Here is a 9,808-nt window from a genome sequence, read left to right on the forward strand (position 1 = left end):
GCGGGATCAGGCCGTCAGTTCGGGAGTGTCGGAGTCGCCGCGGTGCCGCAGGGTCGCGATGTCGTCCTTCAGGCTCTTGCCGGCCCGCTTCGCCCCCTCGATCTTCGAGATGAACCGCTTCGCGATCAGCATCAGTATCACCGCGAGGCCCGCGTAGACGAGCGCGACGATGAGGAACGCGAACCAGTGCCAGATCCCGAGCGCGACCAGGCCGTACGCGAGCGAGATGGACAGCAGGATGACGACGAGCCCGCCCATGACGGCGGCGATCGTGAACATCACGCTGCTGATCGCGGCCTTCTTGGCGTCGGCCTTGAGTTCTATCTTCGCCCGGTCTATCTCCGCCCTGACCAGGTTGGAGACGTTCTTGGACGCCATCGCGACCAGGGCGCCGAGGGACTGGTCCTCGATGCGCTCGCCCGGTGAAGCCTCCGACATATCGCTTTCTCCTTAGCCCCGTGTGCGCGCGGGCGCACCTTCTCCGGATCGTCACTCTCTCGAATTGTGACGGGTCGGTATAGGCCAAACCGCCGATCAGCAGCGAAACGGTGGAACCCGCCCCCTCGCGCGGACCACGGCCTCCGGGGCCGCATACCGGTGCAGGTAGTAGAACCTACCGATCATCGGTCGCACTAGCACACCGAGGGCCACACGGCGGCGGAAACAGTCCCAGGCAGGACGTGGAACGGCCATACCGGGTGACACGCGACGGCATACCGGGTGACACACGACGGCGGCCCGCGTCCGGTCGGCCGACCGGACGCGGGCCGCCGTCGTTCGCGGAATCAGCCCGCGGGCGTCAGTCGTCCGACTTGGCGGCGGGCAGCTTCTCGGAGATCAGGTCCATGACCGTGCTGTCGGCCAGCGTGGTCACGTCGCCGATGCTGCGGTTCTCCGCGACGTCCCGCAGCAGCCGCCGCATGATCTTCCCGGAGCGGGTCTTGGGCAGCTCCGGGACCATCATGATCTGCCGCGGCTTCGCGATCGGGCCGAGCACCTTGGCGACGTGGTCGCGCAGCTCCTTGAGGAAGTCCTCGCCCTCGACGTCGCCGCCGGCGTCCCCGCGCGGGATGACGAACGCGACGATCGCCTGCCCGGTCACCGGGTCGGTCGCGCCGACCACCGCCGCCTCGGCGACCTTCGGGTGCGCCACCAGCGCCGACTCGACCTCGGTGGTGGAGATGTTGTGCCCGGACACGAGCATGACGTCGTCCACGCGGCCGAGCAGCCACATGTCGCCGTCCGCGTCCTTCTTGGCGCCGTCGCCGGCGAAGTACAGGCCCTCGAAGCGCGACCAGTACGTCTTGATGTAGCGCTCGTCGTCGCCCCAGATCGTCCGGAGCATGCCCGGCCACGGCTCCTTGACGACCATGAACCCGCCGCCGCCGTTCGGCACGGGCTGCCCCTGGTCGTCCACCACGTCCGCGGCGATCCCGGGCAGCGGGCGCATCGCCGCGCCCGGCTTGCACTCCGTCACGCCCGGCAGCGGGCTGATCATGATGGCGCCGGTCTCGGTCTGCCACCAGGTGTCGACGACCGGGGTCCGGTCACCGCCGATGTTCTTGCGGTACCAGACGTACGCCTCGGGGTTGATCGGCTCACCGACCGACCCCAGCACGCGCAGGGACGACAGGTCGTACTGGGCGGGGATGTCGTCTCCCCACTTCATGAACGTCCGGATCGCCGTGGGCGCGGTGTAGAAGATGGACACCTTGTACTTCTGGATGACCTCCCACCAGCGGCCCTTGTGGGGCGTGTCCGGGGTGCCCTCGTAGATGACGCTCGTCGCGCCGTTGGCGAGCGGCCCGTACACGATGTAGGAGTGCCCGGTGACCCAGCCGATGTCGGCCGAGCACCAGTAGACGTCCTTCTCCGGCTTGAGGTCGAACACCGCCCAGTGGGTGTACGCGCACTGCGTCAAGTACCCGCCCGTGGTGTGCAGGATGCCCTTGGGCTTACCCGTCGTCCCGGACGTGTACAGGATGTAGAGCGGGTGCTCGGCGTCCATGGGCTCGGCGGTGTGCTGGTCGCTCTGCCTCTCGACGACGTCGCTCCACCACAGGTCGCGGTCGTGTTCCGTGACCTGCTCGCCGGTGCGGCGCACCACGAGGACGTGCTCGATCGTCGGCGTCTGCGCGACGGCCTCGTCCACGATCCCCTTCAGGTCGGACGGCTTGCCGCGCCGGAACCCGCCGTCCGCCGTGATGACGAGCTTGGCCTGCGCGTCGTCGATGCGCGTACGGAGCGCCTCGGACGAGAAGCCGCCGAACACCACGGAGTGGGTCGCGCCGATGCGCGCGCACGCGAGCATCGAGATGGGCAGCTCCGGAATCATCGGCAGGTAGATCGCGACCCGGTCGCCCTTGCGGACACCCAGTTCCAGTAGCGCGTTCGCGGTCTTGTTCACCTCGCGCTGGAGGTCGGCGTAGGTGAGGGTACGGGAGTCGCCGGGCTCGCCCTCCCAGTGGTAGGCGACCTTCGCGCCGTGGCCCGCCTCCACGTGGCGGTCGACGCAGTTGTAGGCGACGTTCAGCTCGCCGCCCACGAACCACTTGGCGAACGGCGGGTTACTCCAGTCCAGGACTTGATCCCAGCGCTTCGTCCAGGTGAGCCTGTCCGCCTGCTCAGCCCAGAAGGCCAGGTGGTCCTCCGCGGCCCGCTCGTACGCGTCGGCCTTGACGTTGGCCGACTCGGCGAGCTCTGCGGGCGGGGAGAAGCGCCGTGTCTCCTGCAGCAGGTTCGACAGTGTTTCTTGGCTCTGGCTCAACGCGCACTCCTTGCTAGCTGAAGCGGGGTCGCCCGGCATCCCCACTTCACCAGGAAGGTCCCCGGTCCCACAAGGCCACGCTTCCGGATAGCGGAGAACAGTGTGACCGGTGGACGGTCTTGTCTGATTCAGATACTCCACTTCCCAGGCTGTCCCTCCGGAATCGCCTTCGTGGTCGCCGGTCGTGGGGTCTTGCAGAGGCGTGGTGGGGGACCGCATAAAGTCGGGCCGTGACCGATGCCCTTGCTGCTGTAGCGAACCTGCCCGGCGTCGCCGACGCCGTCGACGACGCGCGCCGCGCCGTGGACCGGCTGCTCGGCCACCGCATCCTGCGGCGGCGCAGCTCGGAGGTGTCCACGGAGTCGGCCCTGCGCGGCGCGCGGGCCTCGGCCGTCCTGGACGGCGGCACGGTCACGCTCGACGAGCTGCGCACCACCGAGAACCCGTCCGACCCCGCCGTCCAGGGGGCGCTGCGCGTCTCGGCGGAACTGGGGACGCTGACGGACACCTGGCGCAAGGCACCCCGGCAGGCCCTCGCACGACTCCACGTGCTCGCGGCGGCGGACGCGGTGGACAGCACCGAACTCGGACGCCCGCGCTCAGCAGGCGGGACCGTAAAGGACGTGCTGGGCCTCGGCGAGGCACCGTCACCGTCCGAAGTGGCGTTGCGCCTGGACGCGCTTAGCGGGCTGCTGACGGAATCCACGAAGGCACCGGCGTTGGTGGTCGGCGCCATCGTGCACGGCGAGCTGCTCACTTTGCGTCCGTTCGGCTGGGGGGACGGGATCGTCGCCCGCGCCGCCCAGAGGCTCACCTACGTCGCCCGTGGTCTGGACCCCAAATCACTGGTCGCCCCAGAGGTCGGTCACCTGGAACTCTCCGACGCCTATGCCGAAGCACTCCGCGGCTACTCGTCCGGCACTTCCGAGGGCGTGGCCCAGTGGATCGGGCATTGCGCGGAGGCGGTCGCCGCGGCGGCACGTGATTCGCAGGCCATCTGCGAAGCGCTCATGCGCGGCTGAGGCATGCATCGACGGCCGGCGCCCACCGAGACGACCATCTCCTCGGCGAACTGGGATTCCCGTGATCTGACGGGCGAGGAACACGCAAGCGTTCTGTTCGTCGAGTGGACGTCCGCGACTAGCGCTTCTGGCGCAAAGCGAACGGCGCTCTGCTGAAGAGCGCCGCCGCCAGTCACGTCACACCGGGTTACCAAGCGTGCACCTGTATTCGTCGGAGCGGGTCAAGCCCGTCTCGACGCGCCTCCCGCGGCTGATCGCGCGTGGGTGCCCGGCTGCCGTGCTCGGACAACTTGGTCCGTATGACCTGTCTACGCCTCATTTGGCCTGATGACAAGCCCCGCATTCGCAAATCCCGTCCCGCGCCCCACTGGCGCGCCGGACGGGACGTCCGTTGCCTCGTGGGGTCAACTCGGGATGTAGCCCGCCATTCCGGACTATCCGTAACCGCGGCTCGGGACACGGAATTGATCACGCACCGTGATCGCTCTCATTTGCACCGGGATCCGCGATGTGCCCGCAAAGATCTTTAGTTCTCCTGTACGCTCCCACTCCCGTCCCGATGCACTCCCTGTGCTCGCGGGAACGGGACCCTCTGTCAAGGCGACGGCGCCCTGCGGGTACGGTTCAGGTTGGATCATCCCAACCTGATGAGAAAAATCGTCACCGCACGAGGCACGATCGATCTCGACGGAACTCCCAAGCGTTGGGCAGCATATGTTGTAACTGCCTAGACTGGAGTCAGTAAGTTTGCCTTCCCTATAGGGCGAGCTTGCGCACGGCTTACGCCGAACTCCCCCCGAGCTTTCTTGGGAAAACGGGCCGGCTCTACCCCCCCGGAGCCGGACCGTCCGGCGACCCCCGCTATCCCCCCCGGCGGGGGTCGCCCAGCGTCAGCGGCCGGGGCGGTGGAGATACCCCCCATCGCCACCGCCCCGCCGCCGACCGAGGCGCCGAAGTTATCCACAGTTGACGGAACGTCTTCCGCGCCATCACGCAGCGTCGCACAGTTGGTGTCTCCCCACGTCTGAAGGAGCCACCGATGAATCTCGCGGCACTGATCGTGACGGGCGACCCCGCCCTCGCCGACGGCCTGCTCCGGCTGGCGGCGGCCGCCGACGCCCACGCCGAGGTCGCCTACGGCGCTGCCGAGGCCAGGGCCGCCTGGACGTGGCCGTCCCTGATCCTCGTCGGCGCCGACTCCGCGCAGGACGTCGCCTCAGCCGGCCTCCAGCGCCGCCCTGGGGTCGTCCTCGTCACCGGCGACGCCACGTCCGACCCCTACCGGCTCGCCGTCGAGGCCGGCGCCCAGGACGTCGCCCTCCTGCCCGACCACGAAGACTGGCTGATCAACGCGTTCGCCGCCGCCGGCGAACCCGAGAGCGGCTGGGCCACCACACTCTGCGTGACCGGCTCCCGCGGCGGCGCCGGAACCAGTGTCCTCGCCACCGCCCTCGGCCTGGCCGCCGCGGGCCAGGGCCTGCGCACCCTCCTGGTGGACGCCGACCCGTACGGCGGCGGCATCGACCTCATGCTGGGGCTGGAGAGTCATGAGGGCGTCCGATGGCACGACCTCGCCGAGCGCCGCGGCCGCCTGAGCACCGCGACGCTACGGGAAACGCTGCCGCGCTCGGGTGACCTGTCCGTCCTGTCGTGGCGCCGCGGGGAACCGGTGCCGGTCTCCGGCGACGCGGTCACCTCCCTGTTCGACGCAGCCGTCCGCGGCTTCGACCTGGTCGTGGCGGACGTCCCCCGCTACCCGGGCGACATAGGACGCGCGGCGCTCCGCTCGGCCGACACAACGCTGCTCCTGGTCCCCGCCGAGGTCCGTGCGACGGTCGCGGCCGACGGCCTGGCCGCCACCCTCCGCCGCGACACCGCCGACGTCCGCCTGGTCGTCCAGGGCCCGGCCCCCGGCGGCCTCACCCCCGACGCCGTCACCCGCGCACTGGACCTGCCCACCGCCGGCACCTACGAACGCGACCGCCGGCTCCCCGCCGCCATAGACGAAGGCGACCTCCCCAGAGCCTGCCGCCGCGGCCCGTTGACCGACCTCTGCAGCCAGATCCTCGCCGACCTGTCCCTACAGCCCTACGCCTACCGAGAACAAGCCGCCTGACCCCACCAGGAGGCGATGCGCGGGGCGAGTGCATCTACCCGTGACCTGACCACGGCCAGTGGTTCGCACAACAGAACACCACGGTCAGCGGCCGGGACCGGGGGGCGTTCGCCGCGCGAACCACTACCTAGACCCGAGTATCAGGAGACGAGGGCGTATGACCAGGTTGTCTGATGTCATCCGGGATCGGCTGGCCGACTCCGGAGCCGAACCGACCACGGGCCGGGTCGCCGCGGCTCTGCGCGCTGAGGAGAGGCTCCTCGGTGATCGCGAGGTCCTGACGCTCGCCGACGAACTGCACGCGGAGTTCGTCGGCGCGGGGCCGCTGGAACCGTTACTCCGCAGCCCGGACGTCACCGATGTTCTCGTGAACGGCCCGGACGAGGTCTGGGTGGACACGGGCTCCGGCCTGGTCCGCACCTCCCTGCGTTTCCCGGACGAGCCGTCCCTGCGCCGCCTGGCCCAGCGCCTCACCGCCGCTGCCGGACGACGCCTCGACGACTCCGCCCCCTACGCCGACGCTCGGCTCCCCGGTGGAGTGCGACTCCACGCGGTCCTCCCACCTGTGGCCGCGACCGGCACCTGCCTTTCGCTGCGGCTACCTCGCCGCCGCGCATTCATGCTGGACGAGCTGGTCGCGGCCGGAACCGTCCCGCCCGAGGGCGCCGAACTGCTCGCCGGCCTCATCAAGTCCCGAGCCGCCTTCCTCATCACCGGGGGAACCGGGACGGGCAAAACCACGTGCTTGAGCTCCCTGCTGTCATTGGTCGACCCGGCGGAACGGATCCTTCTGGTCGAAGACTCGGCCGAGCTGAGACCGTCCCATCCGCACGTGGTCCGGTTGGAGGCACGGCCGCCCAACATGGAAGGCGCAGGGGGCGTGGACCTGAACGACCTCGTCCGCCAAGCCCTCCGGATGCGCCCCGACCGCCTCGTCGTCGGCGAGGTCCGCGGCTGCGAGGTCGTGGATCTCCTACAGGCGCTCAACACGGGGCACGAGGGCGGGTGCGGCACCCTCCACGCCAACACGGCCGCCGACGTCCCGGCCCGCCTCGAAGCCCTGGCCTGCGCGGCGGGTCTCACCCGTGAGGCCGTTCACAGCCAGCTCGCCGCAGCCCTGGACTTCGTGGTGCACCTGGTCCGCGACCCGGGCGGAGGCCGCCGTCGCGTGGCGGAGATCTGCCGACTCCGCCGAGCGTCCGACGGGTTTGTCGGAGTCGTCCCCGCGGTCTCGTTCACCCCATCCGGAGAAATCGTCCAGGCACCCGAGGCCGAGGCCCTCTTCACAAGGCTGCGAGGCACCACGTGATCAACGGTCTCGTGGTCCTCTGCTCGGCGGCCGCCGTCTGGACCCTCATGACCCCATCGCCTGCCGTCATCCGCCTGGATCGCCTCGCAGCCCGCCCGGCCGGAAATCCGCTCCACGCCGTTGGATCCCAAGTCGAGGCGCTGAGGGAACGCAGGACGCGTCCGCAGCGATGGCGCACGTCCGTCATCGAACTATGCGACGCCATGGCCGCCGAACTGGCCGCAGGCCGAACCCCGGACGAGGCGTTCACAGCGGCCGCGACCGTCCTGGATCCGCACATCTCCCGTGAACTACTGAACATCCCACGCCCGCCCCCCGATCACCTGGAGGAGCTGGCGGCCCGCCCAGGAGCGGAAGGGCTACGCCTCCTCGCGGCGTGCTGGCGCATCGGCTCCGAACGCGGCGGCACTCTGGCGGCCGTCCTGGACGGTCTCGCCGCTGCTCTCCGCGACGAGGAGGCACAGCGCCAGGACGTTTCCGTCCAGCTGGCCGGCCCCCGCGCAACAGCGCGCCTCCTCGCCGCGCTACCCCTGCTGGGCTTGGCCATGGCAGCGGCCCTGGGAGCGCACCCGATTCCCTTCCTCTTCGGCACCCTCCCGGGCCTGGCATGCCTCCTCACCGGCACGACCCTGAACCTGGTCGGCCTCTACTGGACCCACCGCCTAGCCCGATCCGCCGAATCCCCGACCGACCCAATCACCAAGGAGACCGCATGACGGTGCTCATGGCCGCGTTGTGTGCGGCGGTGTCGGCGTTTCTGCTTCCGCGAGCTCCAGCCCCAGCCGCACAACGCCTGAGACACCAGTTCCGCACCCACAAGCGCTTCCTACGAGCACCTCGCCGCGTGGGTGGCGGGCGCAAAGCTGACTGGCCCGCCACCCATGAGCGGACCATGTCGGCCTCCAGGGACGAGATCCCGCCGTCCGGCCTCAGGGGCGTGAACGCTGCGCTTGGAGGACGGACGCCACCCATCGTCGCTGCAGGTGAAGCCACATCCCGAACCTCCCGACCGGACGAGTTGCCGGGCCATCGCCCCGGGCGGTCGGCTGCCACTGGGAAGCGCGGTGCCGAGAAAGCAGCGGCAGGGGCACGGCGAAGCGACGTCCTCCTACGGCGCGTAGCAGCAGGCTCGATCGGACTGCTGTGCTTCCTGACGCTGGGCGGGCTGTCCGGCGCGCTCATCGGAGCACTGGCCGCGACAACCGTCTGGTTCTTTTTCGGCCGCTTAGGAAACGCCGAACGCAAACGCAGGCGGGCCCAGCTCGTCGCCGACCTGCCCGTGGCAGTGGACCTTCTCGCGGCCTGCCTGCGCGGAGGGGCCCCGTGGCATGACGCGGTCGCAGCGGTTGCGGAAGCGGTAGGCGGTCCGCTCGGGGACGAGTTGACCGCCGTCTCCGTTCAGATCCGCCTAGGGGCCGACCCGGCCGCCGCATGGCTCGCGCTCGCCGAGGAACCGATGCTCGCTCCGCTGGCTCGCGCGGCCACACGCGCGACCACCACCGGGGCGGCGCTGGCGCCGTCCTTGAGCCGCCTCGCGCGAGATCAACGGCGCGTAGCGCGCTCTGCGGCGGCGGCCAGAGCACGGGCGGCCGGCATCCGCGCGCTGGCTCCGCTGGGCCTGTGCTTCCTTCCCGCCTTCGTCCTGCTGGGCATCGTCCCGGCCATCGCCGGCATCGCCTCGACGATCCTCATCCCGCGGTGAACCGGAGTTATCCACAATGCGGCGTTCCCTCATCACTCCGCCCGGCGGCTCAGCAGCCTTAAGGGAGAACCTCAAGCGAAAGGAGCCCCATGCGGGTGATCCAGAAGGTGAAGCGGCGATGGACGGGCACGGGCGGAGACCGAGGCATGTCCACGGCCGAGTACGCGGTCGGCACCATCGCCGCGGCGGCGTTCGCCGGCCTCCTGTTCAAGATCGTGACCAGTCCGCAGGTGAAGGAACTGCTCTTACAGATCATCGAGAAGGCGCTCAACCTGGCGGGCTGAAGGATCGCGGGATGGCCACGGCGGAGATCGCCGTGGCGCTCCCCACGCTCGTCCTGGTCACGGCGATCGCGCTCTGGGGTCTGATGGCCGCGTCCGTCCAGCTCACCTGCACGGACGCGGCCCGGACCGGTGCCCGCGCCGCAGCCAGGGGCGAGTCCCTGGCCGCCGTGCGCGAACGCGTGGCGGAGGCAGTCCCGAAGGGCGCCATGGTCCGGGTAAGCCGAGACGGGGCCACCGTCCACGTGGACGTGTCTGTGTCCGTCAGACCACCTGCGGCGGCCGGTCTCCCAGCCGTGACCGTCCAGGCCCATGTGGCTGCCGCAACAGAACCGGGCGTCCCCCCGCACGAGACCCGCCCAGCCAACCGAGAGCCCATAGAGGAGGAGGCGTCACCCACCAGGCTCCCCGAAACAGGCCCTCTGGGCAGCTCTGACTGAGCTGTCCATTACATCGCTCTCCTTCAGAGCGCGGTGCGACCAAGACCGGTGGAGTGCTTGCAGAAACCTGCGCATCGCGGGACGGGCCGACGACCTGGGCGTTTGCCCGGCGATGGGAGCCGGGTGTGAGGGGGCGGAGTCGGTGAGTCAGTCGCGTCGGTCGGCTGGGGC

The 9,808-nt window shown here is 70.0% G+C and carries 9 protein-coding genes; 7 read left to right on the plus strand and 2 right to left on the minus strand.

From position 1 onward, the window contains the following. Window positions 1-6: 6 nt before the first annotated feature. Entirely contained in the window at window positions 7-438 is a 432-nt protein-coding gene (locus E1200_RS11825) for a phage holin family protein (protein WP_131951895.1), read from the minus strand. A 361-nt stretch (window positions 439-799) separates the two neighbouring features. Next, a complete protein-coding gene (gene acs, locus E1200_RS11830; protein WP_243708490.1) occupies window positions 800-2,767 on the minus strand; it encodes an acetate--CoA ligase in 1,968 nt (655 codons plus the stop codon). Window positions 2,768-2,997: 230 nt separating this feature from the next. Here acs and E1200_RS11835 point away from each other — a divergent pair, with 230 nt between their 5' ends. The 7 genes from E1200_RS11835 (at window position 2,998) to E1200_RS34775 (ending at window position 9,637) form a co-directional block, all read left to right on the plus strand. Then, window positions 2,998-3,789 carry an oxidoreductase gene (locus tag E1200_RS11835; RefSeq protein ID WP_131951897.1) on the plus strand — a complete coding sequence of 264 codons (792 nt, stop codon included), beginning with the start codon at window positions 2,998-3,000 and terminating at the stop codon, window positions 3,787-3,789. A gap of 1,039 nt (window positions 3,790-4,828) precedes the next feature. Continuing rightward, window positions 4,829-5,905, plus strand: coding sequence for a septum site-determining protein Ssd (gene ssd / locus E1200_RS11840; protein WP_131951898.1), 1,077 nt, complete (start codon window positions 4,829-4,831; stop codon window positions 5,903-5,905). 157 nt (window positions 5,906-6,062) lie between these two features. Continuing rightward, complete coding sequence (locus E1200_RS11845) at window positions 6,063-7,214, plus strand: TadA family conjugal transfer-associated ATPase (protein WP_131951899.1); 1,152 nt, start codon at window positions 6,063-6,065, stop codon at window positions 7,212-7,214. 203 nt (window positions 7,215-7,417) lie between these two features. Further along, entirely contained in the window at window positions 7,418-7,930 is a 513-nt protein-coding gene (locus E1200_RS11850; protein WP_243708491.1) for a type II secretion system F family protein, read from the plus strand. Further along, a complete protein-coding gene (locus E1200_RS11855) occupies window positions 7,927-8,916 on the plus strand; it encodes a type II secretion system F family protein (protein WP_243708492.1) in 990 nt (329 codons plus the stop codon). Before E1200_RS11850 ends, E1200_RS11855 begins: the two co-directional genes overlap by 4 nt. An 89-nt stretch (window positions 8,917-9,005) precedes the next feature. Then, window positions 9,006-9,200, plus strand: coding sequence for a DUF4244 domain-containing protein (locus E1200_RS11860; RefSeq protein WP_131951900.1), 195 nt, complete (start codon window positions 9,006-9,008; stop codon window positions 9,198-9,200). Window positions 9,201-9,211: 11 nt separating this feature from the next. Then, the gene (locus E1200_RS34775) at window positions 9,212-9,637 is read left to right on the plus strand and encodes a TadE family type IV pilus minor pilin (protein WP_243708493.1); all 426 of its coding nucleotides are present in this window, start codon (window positions 9,212-9,214) and stop codon (window positions 9,635-9,637) included. The last annotated feature ends 171 nt before the right edge of the window (window positions 9,638-9,808 follow it).

This window comes from Actinomadura sp. GC306 (assembly GCF_004348665.1).
Lineage (GTDB): Bacteria > Actinomycetota > Actinomycetes > Streptosporangiales > Streptosporangiaceae > Spirillospora.